At 72.6% G+C, this 16,721-nt stretch carries 17 protein-coding genes; 10 read left to right on the top strand and 7 right to left on the bottom strand.

The genetic code is table 11. From position 1 onward, the window contains the following. Positions 1-95 precede the first annotated feature (95 nt). Positions 96-395, top strand: coding sequence for a hypothetical protein (locus ACRAKH_RS00275; RefSeq protein WP_380726047.1), 300 nt, complete (start codon positions 96-98; stop codon positions 393-395). A 182-nt stretch (positions 396-577) separates the two neighbouring features. On the opposite strand, the gene ACRAKH_RS00270 is transcribed toward ACRAKH_RS00275, so the two are convergent. Together ACRAKH_RS00270 and ACRAKH_RS00265 are read right to left on the bottom strand one after the other, a co-directional pair. Then, on the bottom strand, positions 578-2,368 hold the full coding sequence (locus tag ACRAKH_RS00270) for a gamma-glutamyltransferase family protein (RefSeq protein ID WP_380726045.1): 1,791 nt from the start codon (positions 2,366-2,368) through the stop codon (positions 578-580). Positions 2,369-2,453: 85 nt separating this feature from the next. Continuing rightward, positions 2,454-3,752, bottom strand: coding sequence for a UDP-glucose dehydrogenase family protein (locus tag ACRAKH_RS00265; RefSeq protein WP_380726043.1), 1,299 nt, complete (start codon positions 3,750-3,752; stop codon positions 2,454-2,456). A 281-nt stretch (positions 3,753-4,033) separates the two neighbouring features. Here ACRAKH_RS00265 and ACRAKH_RS00260 point away from each other — a divergent pair, with 281 nt between their 5' ends. Then, the gene (locus tag ACRAKH_RS00260) at positions 4,034-4,786 is read left to right on the top strand and encodes an SDR family NAD(P)-dependent oxidoreductase (protein ID WP_380726041.1); all 753 of its coding nucleotides are present in this window, start codon (positions 4,034-4,036) and stop codon (positions 4,784-4,786) included. A gap of 171 nt (positions 4,787-4,957) precedes the next feature. On the opposite strand, the gene ACRAKH_RS00255 is transcribed toward ACRAKH_RS00260, so the two are convergent. Beyond that, positions 4,958-6,592: a TM0106 family RecB-like putative nuclease gene (locus ACRAKH_RS00255; RefSeq protein ID WP_380726039.1), complete on the bottom strand. Its 1,635-nt coding sequence runs from the start codon at positions 6,590-6,592 to the stop codon at positions 4,958-4,960. Positions 6,593-6,726: 134 nt separating this feature from the next. Between ACRAKH_RS00255 and ACRAKH_RS00250 the strand changes: the two genes are divergently transcribed. Further along, a complete protein-coding gene (locus ACRAKH_RS00250; protein ID WP_380726037.1) occupies positions 6,727-7,158 on the top strand; it encodes a DUF6474 family protein in 432 nt (143 codons plus the stop codon). On the opposite strand, the gene ACRAKH_RS00245 is transcribed toward ACRAKH_RS00250, so the two are convergent. Next, the gene (locus tag ACRAKH_RS00245; RefSeq protein ID WP_380726035.1) at positions 7,139-8,830 is read right to left on the bottom strand and encodes a BCCT family transporter; all 1,692 of its coding nucleotides are present in this window, start codon (positions 8,828-8,830) and stop codon (positions 7,139-7,141) included. The two genes, ACRAKH_RS00250 and ACRAKH_RS00245, sit on opposite strands and share 20 nt — an antisense overlap. Positions 8,831-8,921: 91 nt before the next feature. Here ACRAKH_RS00245 and ACRAKH_RS00240 point away from each other — a divergent pair, with 91 nt between their 5' ends. The 5 genes from ACRAKH_RS00240 to ACRAKH_RS00220 all read left to right on the top strand — a co-directional run bounded on the left by ACRAKH_RS00240 (position 8,922) and on the right by ACRAKH_RS00220 (position 12,743). Next, positions 8,922-9,443: a hypothetical protein gene (locus ACRAKH_RS00240; protein WP_380726033.1), complete on the top strand. Its 522-nt coding sequence runs from the start codon at positions 8,922-8,924 to the stop codon at positions 9,441-9,443. Positions 9,444-9,491: 48 nt separating this feature from the next. Next, on the top strand, positions 9,492-10,247 hold the full coding sequence (locus tag ACRAKH_RS00235) for a YcnI family copper-binding membrane protein (protein ID WP_447009547.1): 756 nt from the start codon (positions 9,492-9,494) through the stop codon (positions 10,245-10,247). After that, positions 10,244-10,858, top strand: a complete 615-nt coding sequence (locus ACRAKH_RS00230) for a copper resistance CopC family protein (RefSeq protein ID WP_380724167.1) — start codon at positions 10,244-10,246, stop codon at positions 10,856-10,858. The genes ACRAKH_RS00235 and ACRAKH_RS00230 overlap by 4 nt, the downstream gene beginning before the upstream one ends. Continuing rightward, positions 10,855-11,877 (top strand): copper resistance D family protein, encoded by a 1,023-nt coding sequence (locus tag ACRAKH_RS00225; protein WP_447009546.1) that lies wholly within the window; start codon positions 10,855-10,857, stop codon positions 11,875-11,877. The genes ACRAKH_RS00230 and ACRAKH_RS00225 overlap by 4 nt, the downstream gene beginning before the upstream one ends. 62 nt (positions 11,878-11,939) lie before the next feature. Then, positions 11,940-12,743 carry an NAD(P)H-binding protein gene (locus tag ACRAKH_RS00220; protein ID WP_380724169.1) on the top strand — a complete coding sequence of 268 codons (804 nt, stop codon included), beginning with the start codon at positions 11,940-11,942 and terminating at the stop codon, positions 12,741-12,743. Between the two features lie 46 nt (positions 12,744-12,789). Here the strand turns inward: ACRAKH_RS00220 and ACRAKH_RS00215 are convergent, their stop codons facing one another. From ACRAKH_RS00215 to ACRAKH_RS00205, 3 genes are all read right to left on the bottom strand, one after another. Continuing rightward, the gene (locus tag ACRAKH_RS00215) at positions 12,790-13,083 is read right to left on the bottom strand and encodes a hypothetical protein (protein ID WP_380724170.1); all 294 of its coding nucleotides are present in this window, start codon (positions 13,081-13,083) and stop codon (positions 12,790-12,792) included. 115 nt (positions 13,084-13,198) lie between these two features. Next, positions 13,199-14,089 (bottom strand): aminoglycoside phosphotransferase family protein, encoded by an 891-nt coding sequence (locus ACRAKH_RS00210; RefSeq protein ID WP_380724188.1) that lies wholly within the window; start codon positions 14,087-14,089, stop codon positions 13,199-13,201. A gap of 22 nt (positions 14,090-14,111) precedes the next feature. After that, positions 14,112-15,434, bottom strand: a complete 1,323-nt coding sequence (locus ACRAKH_RS00205; RefSeq protein WP_380724189.1) for a helix-turn-helix domain-containing protein — start codon at positions 15,432-15,434, stop codon at positions 14,112-14,114. A 252-nt stretch (positions 15,435-15,686) separates the two neighbouring features. Here ACRAKH_RS00205 and ACRAKH_RS00200 point away from each other — a divergent pair, with 252 nt between their 5' ends. Continuing rightward, positions 15,687-16,037 carry a hypothetical protein gene (locus tag ACRAKH_RS00200; protein ID WP_380724171.1) on the top strand — a complete coding sequence of 117 codons (351 nt, stop codon included), beginning with the start codon at positions 15,687-15,689 and terminating at the stop codon, positions 16,035-16,037. Positions 16,038-16,050: 13 nt separating this feature from the next. Continuing rightward, the gene (locus tag ACRAKH_RS00195; RefSeq protein ID WP_366195961.1) at positions 16,051-16,410 is read left to right on the top strand and encodes a hypothetical protein; all 360 of its coding nucleotides are present in this window, start codon (positions 16,051-16,053) and stop codon (positions 16,408-16,410) included. Positions 16,411-16,721 lie beyond the last annotated feature (311 nt).

Here is a 16,721-nt window from a genome sequence, read left to right as displayed (position 1 = left end):
TGATCCGCCGGTGATCATCCGACTGCGCAACGCTACGGCGGCGGAAGCAGCGGGTGAGAATCCCAACCAGGGCTTCCGCTGAGGACCGTGGCTCCATGACGGACACGGCCTACCTGCACCGGATCGAGTACTTCCGGCGGCAGGACAACGGCTCGCTCGTGTGCGAGCACGTGGAAACCGTTGACGACCACGGTTGGTACATCGAGCGCGGGGCCCAGTGGAAGGACCGGTACACGCGGGGGTGCGCGAAGGAGTTCCTCGCGCGGGCCGGGGCGCCGGGCGGGGTCTACTCGGTCGCGGTGTGGCGCGGTTCGACGCGGGTCTGCACGGTGGGACTCCACTGGAACGGGACTCCGCTGGAACGGGTGAACTACTCCACTCGTTCGGGTCAGTGACCTTGAACTGGCACCGCCAATGGCGAAGGTTTCCGCCCGAGGGCGTCGTCAAGGCCACCGCGAGCGCTTCGACCACGCGGGCCTGACGTCCACCCCCTGAGCCGGAGCGGCCCGGCCCCCTCCCCCCTCGGGCCGGGCCGCTCCGCCACAACCACCATCACCACCACGAGGACCGCCGTGCGTCAGCGGCCCACGGCGTAGCCCTGGGCGCCGCGCGGGTTGGCGGCGGCTCGCAGGAGGCCGTCGCGGGAATCCCTTGCGACGGCGGACATCCGGCCCAGGCTCCACGGGCCCGCGTCCACGACGCTGTGGCCGCGGTCGCGGAGGGCGTCCATGTCCCGGAAGCGGGACTCCACGACGACCTCGCCCGGCGTCCACGAGCGGGGGTAGAAGGAACTCGGGAAGGCGTTGGTGTGCCACATGGGCGAGTCGATGGCTTCCTGCAGGTTCATCCCGCCGACGGTGTGCGCGAGCCAGAAGCCGAGCTGCCACTGGTCCTGCTGGTCGCCGCCGGGGGTGCCGAAGGCCATCGCGGGCAGGCCGTCGCGCAGCGCGAGGGTCGGGGACAGGGTGATCCGCGGGCGCCTGCCGGGGGCCAGGGAGTTCGGCAGGCCCTCGTCAAGCCAGAACATCTGCGCCCGGCTGCCCAGGCAGAACCCGAGCGACGGGATGGTCGGCGACGACTGCAACCAGCCGCCGGACGGGGTGGCGGAGACGATGTTCCCCCACCGGTCGACCACGTCGACGTGGACCGTGTCTCCCTTGACCGCACCGGTGCTCGACACGGTCGGCTCGCCGAGCGCGCCGCCGCTGTCCTTTTGGCTTGCAACATCCGGGCCGCGCAAAACGTGCCCCGGGAGCCGCGGATCCACGCCCCGGGGTGAACCCGGCCGCAGTTCCAGCGAAGCATGATCGGCAACGAGTTGCCGGCGCCCCGCCGCGTACTCCCTCGAAAGGAGGACGTCGAGCGGCACGTCACCGCTGTCCCCGTACCAGGCCTCGCGATCGGCGAACGCCAGCTTGGCGCACTCCACCGCCAGGTGCACGGTCTCCGCCGTCGGCACCCCGTCCACATAGGACAAACGATCGGCGAAGCCCTCCAGCAGCAACAACTGCTGCAGCAGCACGGGCCCCTGGGTCCACGCGCCGGGCTTCACGACGGTCCACGACCCGAAGTCGACGCTCACCGCGTCCTCGTAGGTCGCCTCCCACGACGCCATGTCCTCACCGGTCAGCACACCGGCGTGGTCCACCCCGGAGTCGTCGCGGTGGGCGATGCGGAAGAACTCGTCCACCTGCGCCGCGACGAACCCCTGCGACCACGCCCGTCGCGCCGCCTCGATCTGCGCCTCGCGATCGGACCCGGCCGCCTCGCCCGCCGCGAGCAGCCACTCCCACGTGTCGGCGAGCTTCGGGTTGCGGAACCGCGCGCCCGCCTCGGGCGGCTTGCCGCCGGGCAGCCACAGCGCCGCCGACGACGACCAGTGCTCGCGGAACAGGTCGGCGACCGCGGAGATGGTGAACGACGTCCGCTCCAGCAGCGGGAACCCGTCGCGGGCGTACCCGATGGCGTACCCCAGGACGTCCCGCAACGTCTTGGTGCCGTAGTCGCGCAGCAGCGTGAGCCAGCCGTCCCACGCGCCGGGCACGGTGGCGGCGAGCAGTCCGCTGCCGGGCACGAGGTCGAGCCCTTCGGAGCGGTAGTGCCGAATGGTGGCCCCGGCGGGCGCCCCGCCCTGCCCGCACAGCACGCGCGGGGTGGTCTCGCCGACGGCGGCGAACACCACGGGCACTTCGCCGCCGGGGCCGTTGAGGTGCGGTTCGACCACTTGCAGCACGAAGCCGACGGCCACCGCGGCGTCGAAGGCGTTGCCGCCGTCCTCCAGGACGGCCATGCCCGCGCTGGAGGCGAGCCAGTGCGTGGACGCGACCATTCCGTGCGTGCCGACTAGTTCAGGACGGGTGGTGAACATTTCAACAACCTACGTCCACTTACCCGGTTTTGTTACCCCCGCTAACTAGATCGCATCCTGAAGATCTACTGAACGCGACGCCCTCTCACACGGCCTCGTCCGGCACCCGCAGCTCACGGCCGAGGCCGTGCAGGACCAGTCCGGCGCGGGAGAGCGCGTCCGGGTCGAGGTGGTTGCGGGTGTCCAGAACGGTCGAGCCGGACATCACGGAGGCGACCAGCCCCCAGTCCAACGCGCGGAACTCGGGCCACTCGGTGAGCAGCACCACGGCGTCCGCACCGCGCACCGCCGCGTACGGCGAGTCGACGACCGTCATGCCGACCAGCGGCCGGGTGATCTCCGGGTCGTAGGCGACCAGCTCCGCCCCCTCGAACGCCAGCAGCTCCGCCACCGCCAGCGCGGGCGAGTCACGCAGGTCGTTGGTCCCCGCCTTGAACGCCAGCCCGAGCACCCCGATCCGGGAGCCGACCAACGTGCCGACGGCCCGCCGCACCTTCTCCACCACCCGCCGCTGCTGCCGGGCGTTCGTCTCGATCGTGGCCCTGACCAGCGAGAAGTCGACGCCGACGGCGTCCGCGATGCGCACCATCGCGTGGGTGTCCTTGGGCAGGCACGACCCGCCCCAGCCGGGTCCGGGGTTGAGGAACGACTGGCCGATGCGCTTGTCGTAGCCCATGCCCTCGGTGACCGAGGTGACGTCCGCGCCGACGAGTTCGCACAGCTCGGCGACCGCGTTGACGTAGGACAGCTTCATCGCGAGGAAGCAGTTGGCCGCGTACTTGACCATCTCGGCGCTGGCCGCGTCCATGAGCACGGTGGGCGCGCCGAGCCTGCTGAACAGGGCGCCGACGCGTTCGGCGGCCTGCGGCGAGTCGGAGCCGACGACGATCCGGTCGGGGTGCAGGAAGTCCCGGACGGCGCTGCCCTCGCGCAGGAACTCGGGGTTGGAGACGACGGCGACGTCGTCGCGCCCCAGCAGCGCCGCGACCTTGACCGACGTGCCGACCGGCACGGTGGACTTGCACACCACGACCGCCCCGTACGGCAGGACGTCGCGGATCTCGCGCGCGACCGCCTCGACCGCGCTCAGGTCCGCCGCGCCGCCCGCGCCCATGGGCGTCGGCAGGCACAGGAACACCACCTCGGCGTCGGCGACGGCGTGCCGCGCGCCTTCGACGAACTCCAGCCGACCGGCGGACCGGCCTTGGACGACCAGTTCCGCGAGGCCCGGTTCGAGGATGTCGACCTGGCCGGCGCGGAGCCGGGCGACCTTCAGCGCGTCCACGTCGGCGCACACGACCCGGTGTCCGAGGGAGGCGAGGCACGCCCCCGTCGTCAGGCCCACGTAACCCGTTCCCACGACCGCGATCCGTCGGACGAACATGCCGGTGACGGTGTCAGCCGAAGTTTGCCGTGGCTCAAACACCAGTTGTATGCGGAGAGTGATGTGGGTAGTCCCCTGGGTGTACGCGCGAACACCTCTCGCGGTGGACGCGGATTCGGCGGGAGACGGGCAGGGTCTTGGGCATGGAACTCGTCCTGATCTCACTGCTGTTCGTGGGGCTGGCGCTGCTCGCGGCCGTGCCGTTGGTCGCATTGCTGCACCTCTCGGAGCGGCGGGGCCTGAACGACCGTTAACCTCCTCGTCCCAGGACAGGAGGATGTATGGAGATCTCGGGTACCGCGGCCATCGTCACGGGCGGCGCGTCCGGTCTGGGCAACGCGGCCGCGCGGGCGTTGGCGGAGCGCGGGGCGACGGTGTTCGCGTTGGACCTCTCGGTGGAGAACGCCCCGGAGGTCGACGGCGTCACGTACCTGACGGCGGACGTGACCTCGGAGGACGACGTCCAGGCCGCCGTCGACACGGCCGCCGGTTCGGGCTCGCCGCTGCGGATCGTGGTGAACTGCGCGGGCATCGGCCCGTCGGCGCGGACGGTGGGCAAGTCCGGCCCGCACCCGCTCGACCTGTACCGCAAGGTCATCGACGTCAACCTGGTCGGCACGTTCAACGTGCTGCGGCTGGCGGCGGCGGCGATGGGCCGGACCGAGCCGCTGGAGCACGGGCAGCGGGGCGTCGTGATCAACACGGCGTCGATCGCAGCGTTCGACGGGCAGATCGGGCAGGTGGCGTACGCGGCGTCGAAGGCGGCCGTGGTCGGCATGACGCTGCCCGCCGCGCGCGACCTGTCGTCGGTCGGCGTGCGGGTGATGACGATCGCGCCGGGGATCGTGGACACGCCGATGCTGGCGACCGTGTCGGACGAGTTCCGGGCCGGTCTCGCGGCGGGCGTGCCGTTCCCGAAGCGGCTGGCGCAGCCGGCGGAGTACGCGCGGCTGGCCGTGTCGATCGTGGAGCACGACTACCTGAACGGCGAGGTCATCCGCATGGACGGCGCCCTGCGGATGGCGCCGCGGTGACATGGCCGCTGCTCCGCAGGCGGCGGCTCGGTCGCCATTGAGTCGACCGCTCGCGGCTGATTTCCCGGCGATCGAAAAGCGTGATCGCCGGGAAATGAGTCGCGAACGATCGACGCGACCTCGCTTTGGGGGTCGAGCCCGCGACGCCGGAGGCGGCGCAATCCAACACAGTCAGAGGTCGCCGGCGAACGGTAGGTCGTCCATGGCGTCCGAGGTCATCCACGCGCGCAGGGTGTGGGTGGCTCGGACGTCGTCCTCGTTGTACTCCAGCAGGCGGCGGCGCTGGTCGGGGTCCGGCGGGTGGCCGTCCATGCCCACGGCGTCGCGGTACCAGCGCATGGAGTTCTCGCCGCCGGCCTCGGGGTCGCGCCAGCGGAACCCGGCGACGGGGGCGATGGTCTTCAGGCCCTTGCCGTGGGCGCACAGGAACTGCTCGCGCACGATGCCGAACAGGTCGACCCACGAGTCGGACGAGATGAACTCCCGCACCTGGCCCAGGGTGGGGATGCCGGGTTGGCCCTTGAACCGCTCGGCCGACCCGAGGAGCCACCGGTTCTCGGCGAGCTCGTTGTAGCAGTAGGCCTTGAACGACAGGCCGCGGGCGCGGGCGCGCAGGCGGACGCCGGTGAGCCAGCCCCAGAACTCGGCGAACGACCGCGCCTCGTCCGCGCACGGCAGGGGCTCCCAGGTCGCGAACGCCCGGTAGCCGTGCTCCTCGCCGACGTCCTTGCCGGACAGCCAGCAGCCCCACATGTACGCGCCGAGGTCGCCGAAGCTCTCCATGTCGACGTCGACCTCGACGTCGGCGCGGGGCACGTCCATCCGCGACACCCGCCGCACGACGGTCAGGTCGCGCAGCCAGGCGCGGGCGAGGATGACGGCGTCGGCGTGCAGCATCCCGACGAGCGGGACGACCTGCTGGTCCGGGTCGAGGCCCGCGAGGTCGTCCACGGTGGTGACGCCCGCCTTGCGCAGGGCGGTGGCGTCCTCGCCGCGCACGACGAGGCTGACGTCCCGAGCGGCCTTCAGGTCGGTCTCGCACACGGGCCACCAGGGGCAGCTGCGGCACTCGACGATGCGCGAGGGGCGGGCCAGCGGCTCGGCGCCGGTGGCGGCGGCGGACGCCACGGCGAGCCGGTCGGAGAAGCGGCTGTCGTACTCGGCGAGGGCGTTGCGGCCGCCGGGCCAGGTGGGCGCTTCGAGGTCGTGCCAGACGACGACGTCGGCGTCCATGCCGATGACGCCGCCGGTGGCGCGGCCGGCCGCGGCGAACCCGGACGCCTGGAGCTGCCGCTGGGCGTGGGCGAGCCGGAGCTGGTCGCGCGGCTGGGGCCGGACCTTGCGCAGCGGGTCGACGCGCGCGCCGCCGGGCCGCGGCAACGTCAGGGGCGACGTGCGGGCGCCCTGGCCGGGGTCGCTGACCTTGTGCCGGACCACGAGCACGGGCACGTACCCGGTGCTCTCCTTGACGAGGAGGTCGATGCCGCCGCGACGGCCGCCGCGCGGGTCGCGGGGCAGGGCGGCGCCCCAGATGAACGGAACACCGGCCTGCATGGCGGCGAGCGTGACGCGTTCGCGGTCGGCCGAGGGGACGTCGTGCGGGATCTCCATCAGGTCGGAGCCCACGACGCGCCCGAGCGCGGTTGCCACGGCGCGCCGGTGTTCCACCGCGTCGGCCTTGCGCTGCTGACCGGTGGGGTCGGGCGGCAGCGTGGGCGCGTCGCGCATGGTCGGATCGTGTTCGAGGTGCACCCGCCGCCGGCAACGAGTGACCACACCGGCGTCGAGCTGCACCTGGGAAGTCACCGGTGCAGGGTATGACGACGGGTGGGTCGTCGTACCGGCAACCTCGCGGAGTCGAGTCGATCTTTTGCCGGAACGGCTCTAGGGTCTGGGGTTGGGACCGCCGGCGGAGCCGGCCATCGGACAGAGGTGCGGTCATGGCGCGTGCGAAGGCGAAGGGGTTCACCCCCGGCAGGGCGAAGAACCTGGTCGGCGTGGCCAAGGTGCTGGCGCCGGCGTTGATCCCGGTGATGGCGCCGATCGCGGCGCGGGCCGCGGCCCTCGTGAGCGACCGGTACGACCACTTCCGGGCGTCACGGCTCGGCATCCCGGTGGACGAGCTGACCAGGTACTCGGGCAAGGGCGCGAGCCTGCACGCCCGGATCGTCGGGTTCAGCGAGGCGCTCGGGCAGCTCAGGGACACCGAGCCGGCGTACGTCGAGCGCACGGAGACGCGGTTGGCGCAGCTGCTGGCCGCGGTGCGGGCGTCGGAGCGCATGCCCACGCCGCGGCGCAAGGCCGCCCACCGCGCCGTCTCGACCGACCTCGACGGGCTGGAGGCGGAGCTGCTCAAACGCCTCGGCGTGTGAGCTGCTCCACGGCCCGGTAGGCCGCCTCCTCCGGGCCGACCCGGTCGGCCCGCGCGGTGACCTCCTCCATCACCTCGGCGACGCGCTCCTCGCGGCGGATGAGCGGGTCGCTGCGCAGGTCGCGGGCGAGGGACGCGCACAGCGCGACCATGACCACCAGGAACGGCAGCGCGGCGATGATCGTGAGGTTCTGCAGGCCGGTCAGCCCGCTGGAGCCGCCGACCAGCAGCATCACCGCCGCGACCACGCCGGTGAGGACGCCCCAGAAGACGACGACGCCCTTGCCCGGCCGGATCGAGCCGCGCTGCGAGAGCGTGCCCATCACGACGGACGCCGCGTCCGCGCCGGACACGAAGAAGATCGCGACCAGCAGCATCACGACGACGCCGGCGACCGGCGCGAGCGGGAATTGGTCGAGCAGCCCGAACAGCTGCCCCTCGGCGGAGGACGTGCCCGCGAGGTCCGTGCCGGACCGCTGCACGAAGATCGCCGTGCCGCCGAACACGCAGAACCAGGCGAGGCTCACGAGGCTGGGCACGCCGATCACGCCGGCGACGAACTGCCGGATGGTGCGGCCGCGGCTGATGCGGGCGATGAACATGCCGACGAACGGCGTCCACGAGATCCACCACGCCCAGTAGAAGATCGTCCAGCCGGACAGCCACGTCTCGGTCGCGTCGCCCCCGGAGGCGGCGGTGCGGCCGGCCATGTCGGCCAGGTCGCGGAAGTAGTCGCCGATCGCGGCGGGCACGAGGTTGAGCACGAACACCGTCGGGCCGACGACGAACACGAACGCGGCGAGCACCAGGGCCAGCACCATGTTCGTGTTGGACAGCCACTGGATGCCCCTGGCCACGCCGGACACCGCGGACGCGACGAAGGCCGCGGTCAGGACGGCGATGACGCCGACGACGACCCCGTTGCCGACGTCGCCGAGCCAGCCCGCCACTTCGAGCCCGCTGCCGATCTGCAACGCGCCGAGGCCGAGGGACGCGGCCGAGCCGAACAGCGTGGCGAAGATCGCGAGCACGTCGATGGCCCGGCCGGCGGGTCCCCGGGCGCGGCGCTCGCCGAGCAGCGGCGCGAACGCCGCGCTGATCAGCTGGCTGCGGCCGCGGCGGAAGCTGCCGTAGGCGATGGCGAGGCCGACGACGGCGTAGATCGCCCACGGGTGCAGGGTCCAGTGGAAGAGGGTGGTGGCCATCGCGGTCTGGACGGCCTGGTCGGAGCCGGCCTCGACGGTGCCGGGCGGTGGCTGCACGAAGTGGGACAGCGGCTCGTTCACGCCGTAGAACATCAGCCCGATGCCCATGCCCGCGCTGAACATCATCGCGACCCACGACACCGTGCGGAACTCCGGCGCCTCGTCGTCGCGGCCGAGCGGGATGCGGCCGTAGCGGCTCACCGCGAGCCACAGGGCGAACACCACGAACCCGGACGCGGTGAGCACGAACGCCCAGCCCAGGTTGCCGATGATCCAGGTCAGGGCCGTCTTGGACGCCGTGGCGAGGGACGACGTGCCGAGGATGCCCCAGCCGACGAACGCGAGCGTGACCACGGCGGCCACGCCGAAGACGGCACGGTCGGTGCGGCCGGGTCGGTCCGCGGTGGGACTGCCCGCGCCGGGGTCTCCGGGCAAGGGCTGGTCGACGGGTTTGTCGGCGGGTGTCACGGGCACTCGGTTCCCCCGTTCGGCCTAGTCGAAACCCCCGAATCCCGGTGGGGGCTGCCACGGGCGGGTCTGGACCTCCTACGCTCTGCGTGTGACCACACGGCCTGCTCCGACCCGCTTCGCGCGGGCCGTGCTGCTGGCCGTCACGTCCGCCGCGCTCAGCGTCGCGGCGCACGGCGCGGCGGGTGGCGCGGTCACCGAGTTCGCGCCCGCCCTGCCGCTGACGTTGTTGATCGCGTTCGCGGGCACGGCGCTGGCCGACCGCGGCCGCCGGCCGTGGACGACCCTGGCCACGCTGGGCGTCGCCCAGGTCGGGCAGCACGCGCTGCTGAACCTGGGCCACCACGGGGTGGACGGTCCGGGCCTCGGGTTCGGCCCGGCGGCGATGACCGCGGCGCACGTCGTCGCCGCGTTGCTCACCGGCTTGCTGCTGGCCCGCGCGGACGCCGCGCTGAGCGCGCTGGTCACCGCGGTGTTCCGGCTGCTCCCGCCGCTGGAGCCGTTGGCCCCGGTGGGCGCGCCGGTGGCGCTGGTCCCGGCGCCGGCGGCGACCACGCCGGTCTCGGTGCTGTTGCGGCGGGTGAACGGCCGTCGCGGTCCCCCTGGTTCCTGATCACCCGAGTCCCCGACAGACACCTCTGGTCTCAGGAGCCACAACTTCATGTCGACAAATCAATTTGGCGTGCGCACGCTCGCCAAGGCAGGCGCCGTCCTCGCCACGGCCGCCGTCCTCGCGCTCACCACGGCCGGCCCGGCGTCCGCGCACGTCACCGCGTCCACGCCCAAGGACGCCGTGCAGGGCGGGTACACCAAGGTCACGCTGCGCGTGCCCAACGAACGGCCCGACGCGGGCACGGTGAAGCTCGAACTGACCCTGCCCGCCGAGTACCCGCTGGCCTCGGTCAGCACCAAGCCGACGCCCGGCTGGAAGGTCGAGGCGGTCAAGGAGAAGCTCGCCACGCCGGTCAAGAGCCACGGCCGCGACGTCACCGAGGCCGTCCGCACCGTCACGTGGACCGCGGAGCCCGGCACGCGCATCGAGCCGGGGCAGTTCAACGAGTTCGACCTGTCCGTCGGCCCGCTGCCGGACAACACCGACAAGCTGGTCCTGCCCGCCAAGCAGACCTACGACAGCGGTGAGGTCGTCGACTGGAACGCCCCGCCGCCCGCCGAGGGCGCCGAGGAGCCGGACCGCCCCGCGCCCGTGCTGACCCTCGTCGCGAAGAAGGACGGCGACGACCACGGCACGGCCACGGCCGTCGCCTCGACGGGTGACGGCGTCGCCGCGGCGTCGCCCACGACGGACGACACCGCCCGCTGGCTCGGCGGCGCGGGCCTCGCCGTCGGCGCGCTCGGACTCGGGCTGGGAGCGGGCGCCGTGCTGCGGTCCCGCCGCACGGGCAAGACGACGGCATGAGGCGCGTCGTCTCGCTGCTGCTGACCGGCCTCGTCGCGGGCGGGGTCGTCCTCGGCGCCGCCACGCCGGCGCTCGCGCACAACGTGCTCGTCGGCAGCGACCCGAAGGACGGGTCGCAGCTGGCGACCGGACCGACGACGATCACGCTGACCTTTGACCAGCCCGTGCAGGACGGGGAGAAGTTCAACACGGTCACCGTCACCGGTCCCGAGGGCACGCGCTGGGAAGCGGACAGCGAGCCGACGGTCAAGAACAACAGCGTCGTCTTCCCGGTCCGGCCGCTCGGGCCGGCCGCCGAGTACACCGTCGGCTACCGGGTGCTGTCCGCGGACGGGCACCCGGTGACCGGCTCGATCAAGTTCACCCTCACCAAGGCGGGTGACGGCACGCCCGCGCCGGTGTCGGTCTCGCCGGACGCCGACCCGGCGTCCGTGCCGCCCGGCGCGGGTGGCGTGCCCATCTGGGTGTGGATCGCGGGCGCCGTCGTGCTGCTGGGCGGCGGCGTGTTCCTCGCCCTGCGCGGCGGCGGTGGCGGCACGGCGCGCTCCGGCCAAGCCGGCGGAGCGGGCAAGGCCGGGCCGTCCGGCGGCACGGAGAACCCCGGGCGATGACGGTGAACCGGACCACCGCGCCGACCACCAGGTACTGGGTCGCCGGCGGCCTGCTCGCGGGCGGAGCCGTCGGCGTCTTCCTGGGGCTCGGCCTGTCGACCACCCCGGAAGCGGTGGGCGTCGCCGAGCCCGGCGCGGTGGTCCGGTTCGCCCACCCGCTGGTCCGGACGCTGCTGGACGTGGCCGCGACGGTCGTCGTCGGCCTGTCGCTGCTGCCGAAGCTGCTCGGGTTCGGGCGACCCGCCGCCACCGAGCCGGTGCTGCGCGTCGCCCGGCCCGCCGCCGTGATCGCGGCGGCCGTGTGGGCGTTCACCGCCCTGCTGTCCATCGTGATCCGGGCGTACGAGACGCGGCCCGACGCCGAGCTGACCATGCCGATGGTCGTGGACTACGTCCAGCGCGTCGGCGCGGGCCAGGGCTTGTTGTTCAGCGGCGTGTGCGCGCTGGTGTACCTGTGGATCGGGGTCGTGGCGGTGCGGCGCGGCGAGACCGTGCCCGCCGAGCTGCGCATCCTGATCGCCATGTTCGGCGTCCTGCCGCTGCCGGTGACCGGCCACGCGTCGAACTGGAAGTACCACGACTACTCGATGATCTCGATGGAGCTGCACGTCCTCGGCGCGGCGGCGTGGACCGGCGGCCTGGCCGCCCTGGTCGTGCTGGTCGCCCACCGGCGCGGGCTGCTCGCCGAGGCGCTGCCGAAGTTCTCCAAGCTGGCGACGGTGGCGTTGGTCCTGGTCTCGGTGACGGGCCTGTTCAACGGCCTGCTGGAACTGGCGCTGAACCCGGTCGTCTCCCTGCCCGGCTCCCTCTTCACCACCTCGTACGGCCTGGTGCTGGTCGGCAAGGTGGTGTGCGCGGCGCTGCTGGCGGTCCTCGGCGCCAACATCCGCTGGCGGCTGCTGCCGCACATCGCCCAGCACAAGCCCACGGCGCTCGTCACGTGGGCCGCGGTCGAACTGGCCGTCATGGGCGTCGCGTTCGGCCTCGCCGTCGTCCTGTCGCGGGCGCCGGTCGCCTGACCGGGCGTCACCCCAGGTGTCGGCGCGCCCGGGATGTCGGACCCCTGTGATGAGGTCGGGGCATGGCTGATTCACCGATCCTCGTCCTGGGGGCCACCGGCTCGACCGGCAGGCGGGTGGCCGCTCAGCTGACCCGAGCGGGCCACCCGGTGCGCCGGGCGTCCCGCCGGGATGCCCCCGACCAGGTGCGATTCGACTGGACCGACCCCACCACGTGGGCGGACGCGCTCGACGGCGTCGAACGCGTCTACCTGATGGCGCCGCACGAACTGCCCGTCGAACCGGAGTTCGCGCACGAGGCCGTGAGGCGCGGCGTGCGGCGGTTCGTGCTGCTCTCCAGCCGCGGCGTCGAGGAGATGCGGGACGAGCGGCTGCTCGCCGCCGAACGGCTGGTGCGCGAGTCCGGCGTCGACTGGACCGCGGTGCGGCCGGACTGGTTCGACCAGAACTTCGACGAGGGCTTCTTCCGGCCCTCGGTGCTCGCGGGCGAACTCGTGCTGCCCCTCGGCGACCGGCGGCTGGGTTTCGTCGACGCCGACGACATCGCGGCGGTGGCGGTCGCCGCGCTCACCCGTGACGGGCACGAGGGGCAGGTGCTGGAGCTGACCGGTCCGGAGGCGCTGTCGTTCCCGGACGCCCTGGCGGAGATCACCCGGCTGACCGGGCGGGCCGTCGAGTACCGCGGCACGCCGGACGACTACCGGGCCGTCATGCCCGCCGACCTGGCCGAACAGCAGATCGCGGCGTGGGACGCGTGGGGTGAGTCGGAGCCGACGGACACCGTCGAGCGGGTCACCGGCCGACCGCCCAAGAGCTTCCGCGACTACGCCGCGGCGGCGTGGGAGGGAGGAGCCTGGCGCGGGTAGCCATCGGTGAGTGGTCCGTTCGGTGCGACGAGCTGCGCCGAACGCCCTAGTCGCTGAACAGTCGGGCGGTGGGGTCCTCGCGGAGCCGGGTCAGTTCCGTCATCGCGCGCCGGCCCCGCCGCTCCAGTTCGGCCGCGTCGATCCAGCCGTTGGCGAAGTAGCGGTAGTCCTGGGCGAGCTTCACCAGTTCGGCCAGGTAGTCCGCGGAACGGCGGCGGCGGCGCTCGTCGAACGACGCCAGCAGCGGCAGCTGGGTGTCCACGACCTCGTCCAGCATCCTGGCGGCTTCCAGCGCGCGCTTGGCGCGCCCACGCCGCCCACCCCGCAGTTTTCCGACCACGCGCACCTCGCGACCCGTCACGCATCCCGTCGATGCGTCATTCGTCAGACGCGCGTGCGGCGTTACGGGTTCGTCCCCGCGGCCACATCACGCGGGATTGCCCACGATCGGGTGATCAACGGTAGGGCGTCCACGGAGTCGTGGTATCGCCCGCCCGGAGCGCTTTCAGCCGGCGGTGCAGCTCGTCGCGCACGCCGGGGTGGCTGCGCATGATCGGCAGCACGCTCGTCGTCAGCTTCAGCTCCCTGACCTCGCGCAACACCGGGAACCCGGTCCACCTCGCGACGTCGAAGCCGTACTCGTCGGCCAGCTGCCGGTACCACCGGGCGGGGTGGCCGAACCGGGCGACGCCGACCGGCAGCGTGCTCAGGTCCCACTCGCGCGGGCCCAGGCTGGTGGAGTCGAAGTCACAGATCACGGGGCCGTCCGGGCTGGGGATGAGGTTGCCCAGGTGCGCGTCGCCGTGCAGCACGCCGGGCGGCAGCACGGTCCGCACGCCGGCCAGCCGGTGCTCCACCGCGGCGCACCGGTCCTCCAGGAACCGGCGGTCCGGCGCGGACAGCTCCTCCGCGTCCGCGATCCGCCGCCGCACGTCGTCCAGCGGCGTCCACCGCGGCAGCTCGAACGCCGGCGCGGGCAGCGCGTGCACCTGCCGCAGCACCCGGCCCAGGTCACGGCCGTCGACCGGTCTCCCGCCGGACGGCACGGTGTGCCACAGGGTGGCCAGGTGGTCGCCGACCTCCAACGGCTGCGGGACGTCCTCGACCAGCCGCACCGCGGGCACGTCGTGCGCGGCGAGCCACCGCGCGACCTCGACCACCTTGTGCGCCCGGTGGCGCAGGTTCATCGAGCCGACGATCCGGACCACGACCCGCTCCGCGGGCAGGTCGAACACGGCGTTGCTGGTGAACTTCACGAGCCGGGCGCCGCGGTGCGCCAACCCGAGCTCGGCGCACAGCCGTTCCAGGACGGCGGTCAGCGCGTCGGGGGTGAACCTGCCGTCCAGGAGTCCGACCCCCGCGGCGGCGTCAGGCCGCGCTGTCGTTGCCGGTGAACTTCGCAAGGCGCTCCGCCAGCTCACGGGCATCCGGGTTGTTGCGGCGCTTCTCCGCCTCGTGCAGCAGCGGCCTCATCCGGTCCTTCGTGCGGACCGACTTCAGGCCCTCCGACAGCTCGATCGCCTGCCGGCCGAGGCGGGCGCCGTGGTCGATGTCGCCGTCCAGCAGGTGGTTGATCGACAGCGAGGTGAGGTTGAACGACCGGCTGCGGGTCATGTCCTCGCCGTAGCCGCCGATGGCCTTGGTCAGCGCGGGCACCGCGGTGCGGGTGTACTTGGCGTCCACGGTCTGCGCCAGCTCGGTGTGGACCGTGCCGATCATCGCCGACAGGTCGTTGGCGTCGAAGAACTTCGCCCACGCGGGCGCCTCGCCGATGTTGGCGCGGGCGAACTCGTCGCGCGCGCGGCCCAGGAGCTTCAGCGCCTGGTCGTCGGAGCCCATCTTGGCGTAGGCCCAGGCCTCGTTGGCGCACAGGATGCCGACGGCGAGTTCCGAGCCGGAGTTCTGGGCGGCCAGCTGGCCGAGCTGGAACACCTTCAGCGCGTCGTCCGGCGCGTCCTGGTGCAGGTAGACGCGGCCCATCCGGTACAGGATGTTGGCCACGAGCTCTTCCTTGCGGCCCTGCTTGGCGAGGCCGAGCGCCTGGCCGAAGTGGTTGCGGGCGGAGTCGTACAGGCCGGTGTCGAACGAGGTCCAGCCGGCCAGGTTGTGCAGGTCGGCGAGCGCGACGTAGAGCCGCTCCTTGACCAGGTCGGTGGCGTTGGCGCCGAGCATCTGCTGGCCCCACGACAGCTGCGCCACGACCGCGTCGCGGCAGGAGCCGCCGCCGTACTGGTAGTCCAACGTGCGCAACGCCCTGGTGGCCGCTTCGACCTGTCGGACGTCGGTCATGCCGATGCGGCCAGGGGCCGGAGTCTGCGCGGGCGACGAAGCCCAAGACCCGGAGTCCGTACCGAACACGGCCGCGCCGACGGTGATGGCGGCGGCGTGCGCGAGGAACTTCCTTCGCTTCACCGACTCGTCCTCCTCAGAATGGGGTGCCTCCGCCGTGGCGGCCACCCTCACTGCCGTGGCCTCGTCGTAAGCGAGACCCATGTACCCCCTGGGGACACCCAAGCCGGCGGCGATCCGCGCGAGGACGTCGTAGGCCATGACCTGGCGTCCCTTGAGGATCTCCGAGACTTCGGACTGCGACTGGCCCGTCAGCGCCGCGATCTGGCGCTGCGACACCCCGTGCCGTCGGAGCAGGCGGTAGACCGCGCTGATCTCTCGTCTGGCCAGGGCGTCGCGCATCTCCTGCTGGTCCCAGACGTCTGGTGTAACAGGAGAACTCGGCGAACCGATGGTGTTCAATTGCGCCCCCTCACAGTCCTTTGGGCGTCAACCGCAGAGTAGGGGCACTCCCCCGACTGCGAGAAGTACCGATCAGCAGAGCTGATCGGCCCTGCCGAACTCCGGTGACCGCTTACCGTGGGACGGGCACCGGCCAGCGCTATGACGTCCCGATCCGGGTTGAATCATCGCAATCTAGGTTCCGGTAAGCGAGTGAGCACGGAGAGGAACCTGATCGTGGACCTGATCGAGCGGGCGGTGGCCACCAGCACTGGTGGACCGGTTGCGCCCGCCGTCACCGCGGTCGGGGACGCTCCGGCTCCACTGTCCGTCCAGGAGCCGACCGACCTCGGCTCCGGATGGCGCGGCACGACCGGGCAACGTCGCTGGTGGCGCATTCGCTGCAGCGACGTGGTCGACCGGGAGCGCTGCCTCACCGTGATGGTCGACCGGGGCCGCGTGGTCCTGGTCGGCCCGCCCGGTGAGACGGCGGTCCTCTCGGCCGACCAACTCGTACAACTCAGGGCCGCGCTACGTGAGGCCGCCGAGCAGGCGGAAAGGTGACGGTGACGTTTCGGTGGACGAGATCCTCGGACAAGTTCTTCGCAACGCGGTGTGGGAACGCTTGGACCTGCTCACGGAGCTGGCCAACGAGGCCGACGCCCCGTCCCTCCTGTCGGTGGCACGTTCCGAGCTCCCTCGGCTGACCGAGGGCTGGCGGGCGCTGCTCGCCGCGCACGAACCGGACGAGAAGGGCAACTGCCCCGAGTGCTCCGGACGGTGGCGGCAGCAGAAGAGCCCGTGCTCGGTGTGGCGCGCCGCGTACGAACACCTGGTCGCGGGCGGTTTGGCCCCGCGCCCGGCTCGGCACCTCCGATCGGCGCCGGTGACGCCTCCTGTCACCCGGTCGCGCCGGGGAGTGGTCCGAGCCCACTAACGGGCGGCCCCGACCTGTCGTTCCCCCGACGCGACACGGTCGAGCACCCGCCTACTGGCCGGCGGTCCGGGACGTGCGAACCCCCGACCGCGACGAACGGACCGCCGGCCGGCTAGTACTGCCACAACTCCACACAGACAGCCGCGGGCCGGTGTTGTGCACACCTTCCCTCCCCGACCGACACCGGTCCGCGGGCACCACGTCGGCCCCGATGTCCGCACCTCCCGCGCGGACATCGGGGCCGTCTCCACGTCCGGCCCCGGATCACCAGTGGGCGCGGATGACCAGTGGGCGCGGATCACCGGTGGGCG

The organism is Saccharothrix hoggarensis, assembly GCF_052936025.1.
The sequence above is the reverse complement of the archived record's forward strand: the minus strand, read 5'-3'. Positions and strand labels throughout refer to the sequence as shown.